Origin of the sequence: Streptomyces sp. NPDC093544 (assembly GCF_040683495.1) — a bacterium.
GTDB lineage: Bacteria > Actinomycetota > Actinomycetes > Streptomycetales > Streptomycetaceae > Streptomyces.
Genome location: NZ_JBFBEA010000006.1, coordinates 344,989 through 359,931 on the forward strand (window position 1 = coordinate 344,989; position 14,943 = coordinate 359,931).

Sequence of the window (14,943 nt, forward strand, 5' to 3'; positions counted from 1 at the left end):
CTCCAGGAAGATGGAAAGCGCTTACTTAAGGTACGCCAAGCCTGGGTGGACCGAGGTGTAGCCGTCCACAAGTCTGCGCGCCACATTCACCGAGTCGACGAGCGGATGCAGCGCGAACGCCTTCACCGCGGTCGTGCGCGAGCCCGACTCGGCCGTCGCCAGGACCTCCCGCTCCACCGCCTTCACCGCACACACAAGTCCGGTGGCGTGGTCGGGCAGCGGGTCGACGGTGACCGGGTGCGCGCCGTTGGCGTCGACATGGCAAGGCACCTCGATGACGGCCTCGGCATCGAGCACCGAAAGGGTGCCGCGGTTTTGGACATTGAGGATCAGGGTGGTGCGCTCGTCGCGGGCGATGGCCCGCATCAGGGCGAGCGCGACCTTCTCGTAGCCGCCGGAGAGGTCGTCGGCGTCGCGTTCGCCGGCGCCCGCCGCGTCCCGGTTCTCCGCCATGTACGTGGCCTCACGCTCGGCGCGGGTACGGTCCCAGGCGGTCAGCGCGGCGGCGCCGGGGCGCTTCATCTCGTCGTAGAACGCGGCCTGTTGGTCGCGCAGGAAGGCGCCGCGGGTCTTCTCCGCCTGCCGATAGGCCCGTACGGCCTCGCGGTTGAAGTAGTAGTAGTGCAGGTACTCGTTCGGGATCGCGCCCAGGGACTGGAGCCACTCCGGGCCGAAGAGCTTGCCCTCCTCGAAGGAGCCGAGCAGCTCCTGGTCGGCGAGCAGGCGCGGGAGTTCGTCGCGGCCCGCGACGCGCAAGCCTCGTACCCAGCCGAGGTGGTTGAGGCCGACGTAGTCGATCCAGGCCTCGCGCGGGTTCGCGCCAAGGACCTGGGCGATACGGCGGCCGAGGCCGACCGGCGAGTCGCAGATGCCGATCACGCGGTTGCCGAGGTGACGGGACATGGCCTCGGTGACAAGACCTGCCGGGTTGGTGAAGTTGATGACCCAGGCGTCGGGGGCGAGGCGGGCCACGCGTCGCGCGATGTCGACGGCGACGGGCACCGTGCGCAGGCCGTAGGCGATGCCGCCGGCGCCGACCGTCTCCTGCCCGAGGACGCCCTCGTCCAGGGCGACCCGCTCGTCGGCGGCGCGTCCTTCGAGGCCACCGACCCGGATCGCGGAGAAGACGAAGTCGGCGCCACGCAGGGCCTCCTCGAGGTCGGTGGTGGCGGTGACCTCGGGAGCGTCCGGGTCCCCCGCGGCCTGCTCGGCCAGGACACGGGTCACGGCGGAGAGCCGTCCCGTGTCCAGGTCGTGCAGCACGACCTGGGTGACGCGGCCCTCGGCCCGGTCCCCGAGGAGCGCTCCGTACACGAGCGGCACCCGGAATCCGCCGCCACCCAGAATCGTCAGCTTCACGCTTTTTCCGCCTTTCCTGTCACGACCACTTGCACGCCCGCTTCCTCCAGGGAGGACCGCGTCGCCGTGTCCACCGGTGCGTTCGTCACCACCACGTCGAGTTCCTCGGGACCGCAGACCTTCGCCATCCCGGTGCCCGGGAACTTCGCGCGGTCGGCGAGCAGGACCACCCGCTCCCCCGCCTTGATCATGGCGCGCTTGACCGGCACCTCGACGACGGTCGTGTCCATCACCTGACCGCCCGGCCGTACGCCGCTGGTGCCGAGGAAGACCCAGTCGGCGTGCAGCTGACGCAGGTTGTCCTCGGTGAGGAAGCCGACCAGGGAGCGGTACTCGCGGCGGACCATGCCGCCGAGCAGCACCAGCTCGATGCCCTCGTCGTCCACCAGTTCCTCGAACACCACCAGATTGCTGGTGATCACGGTGATCCGGCGGCCGTGCAGCTGCCTGGCCAGCCGGAACGCGGTGGTACCGATGTCCAGGAGGACGGACTGGCCGTCCTGGACCATCGACGCGGCCTTCGCCGCTATGGCGTCCTTCTCGGCGACGCGGACCTCGGCGACCTCGGCGAAGGGCTGGTCGCCCTCCTCCACGACGGCGCCGCCGTGCACCCGCGTCAGCAGGCCTTCCTCCTCCAGTCGCACCAGGTCACGGCGGACGGTGGCGGGACTCACGTCCAGCTGTTCGGAGAGATCGGTCACGGACGCGGGACCCCCTGAACGCAGGGCCCGCAGGATGAGTTGATGTCGTCGCTCTGCCAGCACGTCGTGAACAGTACTCGTCATTCCCAATCATTTCTATGCGCAGTACTGCTCAACTCTTGCCAAATCTCCAAGAGGCGCGCACGATCCTGTGCACCGCTTGCAGACTTTTGACGAGAGGATGCGCTCGTGGGTGACGAACGGCCCGATGTGCTGCTCACCGGGCTGCTCTTCTACGACCTGGTCCTCACCGGACTGGGCAAGCCGCCGACCCCCGGCGAGGAGATCTGGACCGAGGGCATGGGCGTCAGCCCCGGCGGCATCGCCAACCTGGCCGTGGCGGCCTCCCGCTTCGGCCTGCGCACCTCCCTGGCGACGGTCTTCGGCGACGACTCCTACGGCTCGTACTGCCGTACGGTCCTCGCCGGCCAGGAGGGCGTGGACCTCTCGCTCTCCCGTACCGCGGACGGCTGGCACACCCCGGTCACCGTCTCGCTCGCGCACGGCGACGACCGTGCCCTGATCACGCACGGTCAGGAACCCCCGTACTCGCAGGACGAGCTGATGGGCGACCCGCCCGAGGCGCGCACCGCCCTCGTGCACATCGAGGCCGAGCCGCGCGCCTGGCTCGGCAAGGCGGCCGCGAACGGCACCCAGATCTACGCGGACGTCGGCTGGGACCCCACCCAGCAGTGGTCCCGCGACCTGCTCAATCAACTCGCCCTGTGCCACGCCTTCCTCCCCAACGAGGCCGAGGCGATGGCCTACACGCGCACCGACAACGCGGTCGCCGCGCTCGGCAAGCTCACCGAACTCGTGCCGGTCGCCGTCATCACCCGGGGCGGCGACGGCGCGGTCGCGGTGGACCAGACGACAGGCGAGTACGCCGAAGTGCCCGCCCTGGACGTCGCTGTCCTGGACGCGACGGGCGCCGGGGACGTCTTCGGCGCGAGTTTCGTGGCGGCCTCGCTCGACCGCTGGCCGCTGGAGGAACGGCTGCGCTTCGCGGTACTCGCCGCCGGGCTCTCCGTACAGCGGCACGGCGGCGCCCTTGCGGCCCCCGGCTGGTACGGCGTCCACCGCTGGTGGCACTCCCTCGAAGATCCCGAACTGCGGCGCGCGTACGGCTTCCTGGCCGAGCGGATCCCGGCCGACCCCGGCCCGCCCGTCCGGTACGCGCCCGTCACCCCTCACTGAATCCGTCCGAAAGACCTCGTCACCCCCCGCTGATTCCATCCGTACGACCTCGTCACCCCCACTGAACCTTCTGATCGGCACCTCTCGTACGGGAAGCGCCGCAGGGCACTTCCAAAGAACCGAAAGGCGGTGGGAGCTGTGCGGCTCTCACGAAGAGGCCTGCTGCGCGCGGGCCTGGCCGGTACGGCCGCCACCGCGCTCGGCGGCCTGGCGACCGGCTGTGCCGTTCCGACCGGCTCGACCGGCCGGAACATGGTCCTGTGGTACTGGAGCGGTGGCCTGAGCCCCAAGGTCGTCGACGACGCCAAGGCCCGCTACGACAGCGCGGTGGACCTCCAGGCCATCCAGATCGGCGGCTACTACCGCTCGAAGCTGATGACCACGATGACCGGGCGCGCCCACATCCCGGACATCGCCGGTCTCAAGGGCGAGGACATGGCCTCGTACCTGCCCAACGCCGACCAGTTCGTCGACCTGCGCACGCTCGGCGCCGACAAGCTGAGGTCCCGGTACCTGGACTGGAAGTGGAACGAGGGCATCGCCGAGGACGGCTCGATGGTGGGCTTCCCGATCGACTGCGGTCCGGTGGCGCACTACTACCAGCCGGCCGCCTTCCAGAAGGCCGGACTGCCGTACGAGCCCGAGGACGTGTCCGAGCAACTGGCCACCTGGGACCAGTTCATGGCGGCCGGCGAGCAGCTCAAGAAGCGGGTCCCCGGCGCGTTCATCCTCACCGACGCGCTCAGCATCTACGGCATCTCGGTCAACCAGTCGACCAAGCGGTTCGTCGACAAGGACCGGCGCTTCATCGGCGACCAGGAGCATGTCCGCAGCGCCTGGGACCGGGCCGTCGAGGCCACCCGCCGCGGCCTGGTCTCGAAGATCGTCAACGGTACGCCGGACAACATCTCCGCCACCGAGCGGGGCCTGCTGCCCAGTCAGCTCAACGCCTCCTGGGCGGCCGGCGACATCAAGCTCAACACCCCGAGGACCAAGGGCAAGTGGCGGGTGGCGAGCTGTCCGGGCGGACCCTCCAACATCGGCGGCTCGTTCCTGGCGATCACCAAGGCGTGCCGGGAGCCGGAGAAGGCCTTCGAGATGATCACTTGGATGCTCGACGCGGGCAACCAGGCCCAGGGCTTCGTCGACTCGGTGCTCTTCCCGTCCACCCCGGCGTCGTACGGCCTGAAGAAGCTGCGCGAACCCGATGAGTTCTTCGGCGGCCAGATCACCATGGACGTCTTCGGACCGGCGGCGGAGAAGATCCCGGTCGCCTTCAACAGCCCGTACGACGTGGCGCTCAAGACCCCGATCGACGACGAGCTGCGGAACTTCTCCGTCCTCGGCAAGGACGCGGAGCAGGCCTGGAAGGACGCCATGAGCAAGTGCCGGCGCATCGCCGACCACCTGGGGGTGAGTTACTGACATGACTACCGCACCTGTGGTCGAGACGCCCCCGGCGGTCGTGCCCGCCGCCGCGGACCCGAACCGGAAGAAGGGCATCCTGAGCTACTGGCGGCTCTACGCCGCGATCTCCCCCTTCTATCTGCTCTTCCTCGCCTTCGGTCTGATCCCGGTCGGCTTCTCGCTCTATCTGTCGTTCCACCGCTGGGACGGACTCGGCTCGATGGAGTTCGCCGGCCTGTCGCAGTACCGCTACCTGATCTCTGACAGCCAGTTCTGGAGCTCGATCGGGAACACGCTCATCATCTGGGCGCTTGCCACCTTCCCGATGATCTTCCTGTCGATGGTCACGGCGGTGATGCTCAACTCGGCGGTCCGCTTCAAGAACATCTACCGCTTCGCCTTCTTCCTGCCGAACGTCACCTCGATCGTGGCGGTCGCCATCATCTTCGGCTCGGTCTTCTCCACCAACTTCGGCCTGGTCAACGCCCTTTTGCAGGCGGTCGGCCTCGATCAGGTGGCCTGGCTGAACACGCCCTGGGGCATCAAGATCGCCATCGCCACGCTGATGACCTGGCAGTGGACCGGCTACAACGCGATCATCTTCCTCGCCGGGCTCCAGACGATCCCGGGAGAGCTGTACGAGGCGGCGCGGATGGACGGCGCCGGTCCCGTGCAGACCTTCTTCCGGATCACGCTGCCGCTGCTGCGTCCGACGCTGCTCTTCGTGCTCATCATCTCGACGGTCACAGGCCTTCAGACCTTCTCCGAGCCGCAGGTGCTGCTGCAGACCACGGACAACAACTCGTCGTTCGCGGGCGGTCCGGGTCACTCGGGCCAGACCATGGTCCTCTACTTCTTCCAACAGACCTTCGACAACAACGACTTCGGATACGGCGCCGCCGTCGCCTGGGGCATCTTCCTCGTCGTCATCATCTTCTCGATCGTCAACTGGCGCCTGGTACAGCGCCGGGGCGAGGACTAGGGAGGCCCCGACCATGTCATCCATCAAAGGTTCAGGGCGTACGACGTCCGTCAAAGGTCCAGAGCGCACCTCACCCGTCCAGTCCATCAAGGGGTCACAGCGCCGGGGCATCGCCCTCCATCTGGTCCTGATCGTCGGCCTGTTGCTCTCGGTCTTCCCGTTCTACTGGGCCGTGATCATGTCGACGCATCAGTCGACGGAGATCTTCTCCTACCCGCCGAAGCTGCTGCCCGGCTCGCACCTCTTCGAGAACGTCCGCCATCTCTTCGACAACGTCGACTTCTTCGGGTCGATGTTCAACTCGCTGCTTGTCGCGACCTCGGTGACGTTCCTGGTCCTGTTCTTCGACTCGCTGGCCGCGTTCGTCTTCGCCAAGTTCCAGTTCCCGGGCCGCCGGACGCTGTTCGCCGTGATGATGGCGATCTTCATGGTCCCGGCGCAGCTCCAGGCCATCCCGCAGTTCGTGATCATGGCGAAGCTGGGCTGGATCGGCACGATGACCGCACTGATCGTCCCGGCCGCGGCCAACGCGTTCGGCATCTTCTGGATGCGCCAGTACATGAAGAGCGCCATCCACGACGAGCTGATCGACGCCTCGAAGCTCGACGGCGCCGGATTCCTGCGCCAGTACTGGCACGTGGCGCTCCCTGTCGTCCGCCCCGGCCTCGCCTTCCTCGGCATCTTCACCTTCATGGGCCAGTGGAACGACTACGCCTGGCCGCTGATCGCCCTCACCAATCCGGACAACGTGACCCTCCAGGTCGCCCTGTCCCAGCTCAACGGCGTCCACGGCACGACCGACTACGGAATGGTGATGACGGGCGCACTGCTCGCCCTCATCCCCCTGTTGATCGTCTTCGCGATCGGCGCCAAGCAGATCATCGGCGACCTCGGTAAGGGAGCCATCCGTTGACGAGCGATCCGCTGATCGCCCTGCGCCCCTGGGAGGCACCTGAGGTGACCTCCTGGGGGCGTCTGCCGATGAACGCCGTGGACCGGCGCTCCCAGGCCCTGTCCCTCGACGGTGAGTGGCGGTTCCAGCTGCTGCCGGCGCCTGTCGCGGAGCCCGGCCCCGAGTGGTCCTCGACGCACGTCCCCGGCGCCTGGACCCTCCAGGACACCGACGACCTGCCCTGGTACACCAACGCCCGTATGCCGTGGGGCGAGTTCCCGCCCGCGTCTGCGGCGGCCAACCCGACGGGCCTGTACGAGCGTGAGGTCGCCGTTCCGGCCGAGTGGGCGGGCCGGCGGATCGTGCTCCAGGTGGGCGCCGCCGAGAGTGTGCTCCTCGTCCACGTGGACGGGCGCCCTGTCGGCGTCTCCAAGGACTCGCACCTGGCGGCGGAGTTCGACCTCTCCACCTTCCTGCACCCCGGCGCGTCCCACAGCGTGCGGCTCACCGTCGTGAAGTGGTCGGACGCCTCGCACATCGAGGACCAGGACCAGTGGTGGCACGGCGGCATCACCCGCCCGGTCCTTCTGTACGCGACCGATCCGCTGCATCTGGCCGACGTGACCGTGCGGACACGACTCGACGGCGACCTGCGGGTGGACTGCCAGGTGCGGCACGCGTCGGGCCCGCTCCCCGAGGGCTGGTATGTCACCGGACAGCTGGAAACCCAACTCATCGCCCAGGACGTGGAGTTCGACCGCTTCAACGAGGAGGACGGCCGGGTCTCCGACTTCCTCGGCGAGGCACGGCTCGGCACGGTCGTCGACAACGTCCGGGCATGGACGGCGGAAACACCCGAGCTGTACGGCCTCGCCGTCCGGCTGCACCGCGCCGACGGCTCCGTCGCCGACACCTCGCACCACCGCGTGGGCTTCCGCGAGGTCGAGATCCGCGGCCGGGACCTGCTCCTCAACGGCGAGCGCGTCTACCTCCGCGGCGTCAACCGGCACGACTTCCATCCGCTGACGGGACGGACGGTGTCCTACGACGACATGCGCGCGGACCTGAAACTGCTGAAGCGCTTCGGCTTCAACGCGATCCGCGCCGCCCACTATCCGAACGACCCCTCGCTGCTCGACCTCGCGGACGAACTGGGCTTCTACGTCGTGGACGAGGCCGATATCGAGTCGCATGACCACGCCCACGAGATCGCCGACGACCTCCGCTATCTGGGCGCTTTCGTGGACCGCGTCGCGCGGATGGTCCTGCGCGACAAGAACCACCCCTCAGTCATCATCTGGTCGCTCGGCAACGAGTCCGACTACGGCGCCAACCATGACGGGGCGGCGGGCTGGCTCCGCCGCCACGACCCGACCCGGCCGCTCCAGTACGAGGGCGCGGCCAAGCTCGGCTGGGCCGACCCGGCGCTCGCCTCCGACATCGCCTGCCCCATGTACGCGCCCGTCGAGGACTGTGTCGCCCACGCCCTCTCCGGCAGGCAGACCAAACCGCTCATCCAGTGCGAGTACTCGCACGCCATGGGCAACAGCAACGGAACGCTCGCCGACCACTGGGCCGCCATCGAGTCAACCCCGGGTCTTCAGGGCGGTTTCATCTGGGAGTTCTGGGACCACGGCATTCTCCAACGAGTGAATGACGGAAGACCGGCCGGACTCGGAGGCGTCGGCCTCTACGACAAGGGTGTCGTCGCACCCGGCCACCGCTGGGCGTACGGCGGCGACTTCGGAGAGGTGATTCATGACGGAGCTTTCATCGCCGACGGGATCGTCTTTCCCGACCGCACCCCCAAGCCGGTGATGTACGAACACCGCGAGATCGCGGCGCCGGTGCGGCTGGCCTACGACCGGGGCGAGCTCCGGGTGGCCAATCACCAGCACTTCCGGGGACTGGAGTGGCTGGCGGCCGAGTGGTCGCTCGCCCTCGCGGACGGCGGCACACTCACGGCGCCGGCCGAGCTGCCCGCCGTACGGCCGGGCGAATCCGCCTCGGTGTCGCTTCCCTTCACCCTGCCCGACGAGGGCGGCGAGGCCTGGCTCACGCTGCGGGTGACGACGGCCGACGACGAGTCGTGGGGGCCGCGCGGCACGGAGGTGTGTGTGCCGCAGGTGAGGCTGCGGGCGGCGGATCCGGTGACCCCCGTTTCACCGAAGGGCACGCCCGTCGAGGTCGACGAGGACGGCCTCCTTGTCCACCCCCTCCTCACGGCCGCTCCCGTGCTGTCGCTGTGGCGGGCACCGACCGACAATGACGAGCTGGGCGGCATGGCGGCGCGCTGGCGCGACTGGGGGCTCGACGCGCTCGTACGGAAGCTCGTCGCCGTACGCCGTGAGGACGGCCGGGTCACCGTGCTCGCCCAGTACGCGACCGGCGCGGGCCTCGTGCGCCACGAGCAGGTGTTCACGCGCGTTCGGGGCGGGGTGCGGATCGAGGAGACGGCCGAACTACCGGACGGTCTTGACGATGTGGCGCGGGTCGGCTCCGTCTTCGAGACCGTCGCCGGGCTCGATGTCCTGGAGTGGTTCGGACAAGGACCGTGGGAGTCCTACCCGGACCGGGCCACGGGCGCGCCCGTCGACCACCACACCCTTCCCGTGGACGAGCTGTTCACCCCCTACCTGCGCCCGCAGGAGAGCGGCGGACGGCACGGCGTACGGCACTTCACTCTGTCGGCGCCGGACGCCACGGGCCTGAGCGTGGATCTCGCGGAACCCTCGCAGGTCTCCGTGACCCACTACCGGGCCGAGGATCTGGCCGCCGCCGCACACCACGACGAGTTGGTGCCACGGCCCGGCTGTGTCGTGCACCTCGACGCCGCTCACCGCGGCCTGGGCACCGCCTCGTGCGGGCCCGACACCTCGCCCTCCTACCTCATCGCGGCCGGTACCCACCGCTGGTCCTGGACGCTGCGCGTGCTCTGACCTCACCACCTCTTGGCTCACGCGCGACCCACCACTCCTCACTCCTCACTCCTCACTCCTCACTCCTCACTCCTCACTCCTCACTCCTCGCTCGTCACTCTTCACTCTTCGCTCGTCACTCTTCGATGGGGCATAGCAGACGTGTGTACTTCGCATGACCAGACGGTGGCCGACCAGCCGGAGGCCGACCAGGCCGGCGCCGGCAGACGCAACTTCCTGCGGGCCACCGCGCTGATCGGCGCGGCGACGGCGGTCTCGCTGCCCGTGGTCACGACCGCGCAGGCGGCCGTATCCGCCTCGGCGGGAGCGACCTGGCGGCCCGACTCCGAAAGCCGCTGCTTCACGCTCGCCGTGATGCCCGACACGCAGTACCTCTTCGACGGGGCGAGCATCAACCCGGCGCCCATCGAGGCGTCACTCCGCTACCTCCTGGAGCGCGGCAAGGACGAGAACATCGTCTTCCTGTCCCACCTGGGCGACATCACGGAGAACGGCGCGAAGGCCGAATTCGACGCGGCGGGCGGGGCGTTCGAGCTGCTCGACCGGTGGGGCGTCGGCTACAGCGTCCTGGCCGGCAACCACGACATCAGGTCGTCCACCGACGACCAGCGCGGCTCGACCCCCTACCTGGACGCCTTCGGGCCGGAGCGCTTCGCGAGCAGGCGCACCTTCGGCGGTGCCTCGCCGGACGGCTACAACACCTTCCACCTCTTCAAGGCGGCCGGCCGGCAGTGGCTCGTCCTCGCCCTGGACTGGCGACTGTCGGCGAAGGGATACGCCTGGGCGAAGGAGGTCATGGCCCAGCATCCGAAGACACCCGTCATCCTCACCACGCACGAACTCGTCCAAGGCGACGACGCCCTCTCCTGGTACGGCCAACAGCTCTGGGACCAGTTGATCCGTGACCACGACCAGATCTTCCTCACCCTCAACGGGCACTACTGGCCAGCGGCCCGCGCCACCCGCACGAACGCGGCCGGGAACGACGTCCACCTGCACCTGACGAACTATCAGAACCGTTACTACGGCGGCGCGGCGATGATCCGTCTCTACCGCTTCGACCTCGACCGGGACACCATCGACGTCGAGACGGTTTCGCCGTGGATCCTGGGCCGGGCGGCCCAGGGGCTCAACGAGCTGGAGCGCCAGGAGATGGAACTCAGCGGCGAGGCCGACCGGTTCTCGGTCGACATCGACTTCGAGAAGCGCTTCTCGGGCTTCGCACCGGTGCCCGCGCGCCCGTCGCGATCCGCCGCGAAGATGCTGGTCCGGGGCACGGTGGCGTACTGGCGCTTCGACGGACACGAGGACGGTACGGCGGTCGAGGGGACCGTGCGCGATCTGTCGGGGCACGGCAACGATCTGACGCCGGTCAAGGTCGGCGACGGCGCCCCCACCTGGTCCTCGGCCCATCACCCGGACCAGCCGGGGCACGGCAGCCTCAGCTTCCAGGGCGGCAAGCCTCCGTTGAAGGGGGCTTACCTGCGCACCATCGACGGCGCGCCCCTCAACTCGGCGACCTTCAGCCGTGGTTACACCATCGAGACCTTCTACCAGGTGCCCGCCGACTGGGACCCCGCGCACAACGCGTGGGCCGGGCTGATCAGCCGCACCGGCACCGGTGGCGGCGCCGGCAAGACGGAGGGCGACCCGGAAGAGCCGCTCGCCACACTGTCCCTGTTCGAAGGGCCAGGACCGCAGTGGGCGGTGCGCCCGCTCAACCAGCAGGGCATCGCCACCAACTGGGGAGACGAGACGGCCCGGGAGCAGTGGTGGCACGTCGCCGTCATCAACGACGGCTCGCACACGACGATGTACGTCCAGGGCTGCCCCGTCGCCCGCAACCCCACCGCGGTCGCCGTCGGACTCACTGCCCTCGGGCTGCCCTGGCTGCTCGGCGGCTACGAGTACGCGGGGAAGATCGACCAGATCCTGTACGGCCGGCTCGGGGACGTACGGATCGTCGAACGCGCCCTGCCCGTCACGTCGTTCATGAACCACTGACCCAAGGGAACCCACACCCATCATGACCGAGCAGCAACTGCCCACCTGGGCCGATCCGTCCGTCCCCGAGTCCCGTCTCGACGCGCAAGGCGTCTCCAGACGCCAACTCCTTTGCCGGGCAGGCCTGTTCAGTGCCGCCTTCGCAGCCGGTTCACTGGCGACTCCCGCGGCCGCTCACGGACAGAGCCTCGGCGGCAACGATCCGCGCCTCGCCTACCTCGTCGGCGACCACCACATCCACACGGTCTACAGCCACGACGCGAAGTACGCCTTCTCCCAACTCGCCGCCAAGGGCGCCGAATACGGCCTCGACTGGATGGTGTTCACCGAGCACTCCAACTTCGGGCACGCCCAGTACGGGGCTCCGCTGGAGCGCAAGGAGATCCTCAAGGCGCGCGCCGAGAACCCGCGTCAGCTGATCTTCCAGGGTCTTGAGTGGTACATACCCGCCGCCGAGCACGCCACCGTCTTCGCCGCGCCCGGCCCCCACGAGGTTGACCTGCTCACGCGGTTCGAGCTGGCCTACGACGGCAAACTGCTCGGCTACACCGACAGCGCCGCCGACAACCCGAACACCGCGCGCAACCAGGCGCACGCCGTCGACGCGATCAAGTGGCTGGCCGAGCAACGCCGTACCGGATACGTCGACGATGTCCTGGTCCTCGCCAACCATCCCTTGCGCCTGGGCATCGACTCCCCGTACGAGATGCGCGACTGGCGGGACGCGGCGGCCGAGATCATGATCGGCATGGAGGGCGCTCCCGGTGCCCAGGGCGCGGCCATCCCCGGCTGGCGCGGCACCAACTCGATCCGCGGCGAGTACGAGAACAAGCCCTCGGCCCAGTCCTGGCCCGGCTACCCGGCGGACGCCTACGTCACCTACGGCGGCTTCGACTGGGCGACCGCGACCGTCGGCGGCCTCTGGGACGCCCTGCTCGCCGAGGGCAAGCTGTTCTCGGTCACCACCAACTCCGACGCCCACCGCATCGTGTTCGACACCTGGAAGAACGGCGACTGGCCGGCCGGGCAGAACTTCGACAACACCGGCAAGCTGCCGGACCCGGTGAACACCGACACCTCGCAGCCCGGCAGCGACTTCTGGCCCGGCCAGTTCAGCCGTACGCACGTGGGCGTGACCCGCTACGGCTACCGCGCGGTGATGTCGGGCCTGCGCGCGGGCCGGGTCTGGGTCGACCACGGGCACCTGATCGACGGGCTGGACGTCCGGCTGAAGCGGGACCGCGACCAGGGCCGGGGTGTGACGATGGGCGGTCGGCTGCGCGTCCGCACGGGCGACCGGCTGACCCTGTCCGTCACGGTGACGAGCGCCTCGCGCCCCAACCCCCGGGGAATCCTGCCCGAGTTGGCCCACGTGGACGTGATCCGCGGTGCCGTACGCGGACCCGCCGCCCGCGACGACTGGCGGGCGCCCGACACCAAGGTCGTGCGCACCGTGGACGTCGGCGGCCGGAAGGGGACGTACACACTGCGCATCCCGCTGGTGGCAGGCGACGAGTCCTTCTACGTCCGGCTGCGCGGCAGCGACGGCAACCGCAACGGTGCGGGGTATCTGGGCGCCGCTGTCGACCCGCACGGGCCGATTCCCCACACGCCGGGCGACGGTGACCCGTGGGCCGACACCTGGTTCTACGCGAACCCGGTCTTCGTCGACGTGACCGACCGCTGAGGGTCGTCAGCCGCGAAGGATGCCCGCGTTGGTGACCAGGATGTCGAGCCGGCCGAACTCCTCGACCGCCGCCCGACGAGCCGGTCCGCGGCCTCGGCCGTGCCGACCGAAACGACCTCGGCCTCGGCCCTGCCGCCCGACTCGGTGATGGACTTGACGGCCTGTTCCGCCGCCACCCTTCGGATGAGGCGGCTACGAGTCACGAGCGTGCGACTAGGAGTCACAAGGGATGCGGCTGCGCGTCACATAGGGTGCGTCTCCGAGATCGAAGCTAAGAGCAATAATTGTCGACGTCAATAGTTGTTGCCGCCCCGCCCTCGCGTCATGCTGGGTTCCGTACGTACGAACCGCCCCACCCGGGGGCCCGGCCCAGGGAGCCCGTCATCGCAGGCCAGCAGCACGCCACAGACCATGCCGAGGGCCCTGCCCCGATCGACGCCATCGACGCCAGGGAGCCGCGGATGCGCGGGCTGCACGCGGACACCGGATACCTGCTGTACCGGCTCGGGCTGCGTTCCGGGCAACTGTTCAACACGTTCCTCCAGGAGTCCGGGCTGCGGCTGCGCCACTACGCGCTGCTGCGTTTCCTCGCCACCTCCGACGGCGCGCTGCAACGGGAACTGAGCTCGCGGCTCGGCTACGACCCGAGCGCGATCGTCGGGCTCGTCGACGACCTGGAGAAGCTCGGTTTCGCCGAGCGGCGCCCCTCACCCGACGACCGCCGCAGCCGGATCGTCGTCCTGACCGAGGACGGCCGGGCCTTCCTGCGGGGCACCGACGAGACCGGACCGCGCGTGACGAACGACCTCCTCCAGCCCTTGGACCCCGCCGAGCGACGCACCCTGCACACGCTCCTGCAACGGGTCGCCGAAGCCGAACTCGGCTGATGACCATGGCCATGACCACGCTGTCCGCACCCGAACGCCTCCTCGCCGTGCTCGCCGCGTTCGACCACGAGCACCCGGCGCTCTCCCTGACGGACATCAGCCGCCGGGCCGGGCTCACCCTCACCACGGCGCACCGGCTCGTCGGAGCGCTCACCGAATGGGGCGCCCTGGAACGGGACGAGGAGGGCGTCTACCACGTGGGACTGCGCCTCTGGGAGGTCGCGGCGCTCGCTCCGCGGGGGCTCGCGCTGCGCCAGATCGCCCTGCCGTATCTGGAGGATCTGTACGAAGCGACCCACGAGAACGTGCAGTTGGCGGTCCGTGACGGCTCGGAAGTCGTCTATATCGAGTGGATCTCCGGGCGCTCGGCCGTCGGCGTACGCATCCAGGTCGGCGCCCGCTGGCCGCTGCACGCCACCGGCGTGGGCCTCGCGCTGCTCGCGCACTGCGACCCCTCGTTCCAAGAGGCGTACTGCGAAAGCCTGTTGGCCGCCTTCACCCCGTACACCGTCACCGATCCGGTGAGGCTGCGCCGAGAACTGGCCGAAGTGCGGCACACGGGCGTGGCGGTGAGCAGCCGTCAGGTCACCGACGACGCCCTGTCGGTGGCCGCTCCGGTGCGCGGCACGGGCGGCTCGGTGATCGCCGCCGTGTCGGTCGTGGTCCCTCATGTCGACGCGCAGGTACCGGTGTTGATCCCGGCCGTGCGGGTCGCGGCACGCGGGATCTCGCGGGCGCTGGGGTGGCGGCCGGAGGCGCGCTGAGGATTCCGCGGGTCCGGGATTCCGCTCTCAGCGGTGAGGACATAGCCGTACGACGGTGGCGACACCGGGACGGCCCGCTCAGGACCGTTCCTCCTGTCGTCTCGTCCGTGCGGCCTCGCTGGTC

Annotated in this window: 11 protein-coding genes and 1 pseudogene; 9 read left to right on the plus strand and 3 right to left on the minus strand. The window is 69.3% G+C overall.

Annotation, left to right across the window (positions count from 1 at the left end; translation table 11 throughout):
• Positions 1 to 21: 21 nt before the first annotated feature.
• Together AB0N66_RS11580 and AB0N66_RS11585 are read right to left on the minus strand one after the other, a co-directional pair.
• Positions 22 to 1,359: a 6-phospho-beta-glucosidase gene (locus AB0N66_RS11580; protein ID WP_365431660.1), complete on the minus strand. Its 1,338-nt coding sequence runs from the start codon at positions 1,357 to 1,359 to the stop codon at positions 22 to 24.
• The gene (locus AB0N66_RS11585) at positions 1,356 to 2,123 is read right to left on the minus strand and encodes a DeoR/GlpR family DNA-binding transcription regulator (RefSeq protein WP_365431770.1); all 768 of its coding nucleotides are present in this window, start codon (positions 2,121 to 2,123) and stop codon (positions 1,356 to 1,358) included. The genes AB0N66_RS11580 and AB0N66_RS11585 overlap by 4 nt, the downstream gene beginning before the upstream one ends.
• Positions 2,124 to 2,249: 126 nt before the next feature.
• Between AB0N66_RS11585 and AB0N66_RS11590 the strand changes: the two genes are divergently transcribed.
• The 7 genes from AB0N66_RS11590 (at position 2,250) to AB0N66_RS11620 (ending at position 13,168) form a co-directional block, all read left to right on the plus strand.
• Positions 2,250 to 3,257, plus strand: a complete 1,008-nt coding sequence (locus tag AB0N66_RS11590) for a carbohydrate kinase family protein (RefSeq protein WP_365431663.1) — start codon at positions 2,250 to 2,252, stop codon at positions 3,255 to 3,257.
• A 138-nt stretch (positions 3,258 to 3,395) separates the two neighbouring features.
• Positions 3,396 to 4,682, plus strand: coding sequence for an extracellular solute-binding protein (locus AB0N66_RS11595; protein ID WP_365431666.1), 1,287 nt, complete (start codon positions 3,396 to 3,398; stop codon positions 4,680 to 4,682).
• Between the two features lies 1 nt (position 4,683).
• On the plus strand, positions 4,684 to 5,646 hold the full coding sequence (locus AB0N66_RS11600; RefSeq protein ID WP_365431669.1) for a sugar ABC transporter permease: 963 nt from the start codon (positions 4,684 to 4,686) through the stop codon (positions 5,644 to 5,646).
• A 13-nt stretch (positions 5,647 to 5,659) separates the two neighbouring features.
• The gene (locus tag AB0N66_RS11605) at positions 5,660 to 6,559 is read left to right on the plus strand and encodes a carbohydrate ABC transporter permease (protein WP_365431672.1); all 900 of its coding nucleotides are present in this window, start codon (positions 5,660 to 5,662) and stop codon (positions 6,557 to 6,559) included.
• Positions 6,556 to 9,477, plus strand: a complete 2,922-nt coding sequence (locus AB0N66_RS11610) for a glycoside hydrolase family 2 TIM barrel-domain containing protein (protein ID WP_365431675.1) — start codon at positions 6,556 to 6,558, stop codon at positions 9,475 to 9,477. The genes AB0N66_RS11605 and AB0N66_RS11610 overlap by 4 nt, the downstream gene beginning before the upstream one ends.
• A gap of 141 nt (positions 9,478 to 9,618) precedes the next feature.
• Entirely contained in the window at positions 9,619 to 11,481 is a 1,863-nt protein-coding gene (locus AB0N66_RS11615; protein WP_365431678.1) for a LamG-like jellyroll fold domain-containing protein, read from the plus strand.
• A gap of 22 nt (positions 11,482 to 11,503) precedes the next feature.
• The gene (locus AB0N66_RS11620; RefSeq protein ID WP_365431681.1) at positions 11,504 to 13,168 is read left to right on the plus strand and encodes a PHP domain-containing protein; all 1,665 of its coding nucleotides are present in this window, start codon (positions 11,504 to 11,506) and stop codon (positions 13,166 to 13,168) included.
• A gap of 12 nt (positions 13,169 to 13,180) precedes the next feature.
• Here AB0N66_RS11620 and AB0N66_RS11625 read toward each other — a convergent pair.
• Positions 13,181 to 13,338: pseudogene (locus tag AB0N66_RS11625) on the minus strand (SDR family NAD(P)-dependent oxidoreductase); the annotation flags it as partial.
• A gap of 291 nt (positions 13,339 to 13,629) precedes the next feature.
• On the opposite strand from AB0N66_RS11625, the gene AB0N66_RS11630 reads away from it, so the two are divergent.
• The gene (locus AB0N66_RS11630) at positions 13,630 to 14,055 is read left to right on the plus strand and encodes a MarR family transcriptional regulator (protein ID WP_365431684.1); all 426 of its coding nucleotides are present in this window, start codon (positions 13,630 to 13,632) and stop codon (positions 14,053 to 14,055) included.
• 11 nt (positions 14,056 to 14,066) lie between these two features.
• Entirely contained in the window at positions 14,067 to 14,819 is a 753-nt protein-coding gene (locus tag AB0N66_RS11635) for an IclR family transcriptional regulator (protein ID WP_365431773.1), read from the plus strand.
• Positions 14,820 to 14,943: the final 124 nt, after the last annotated feature.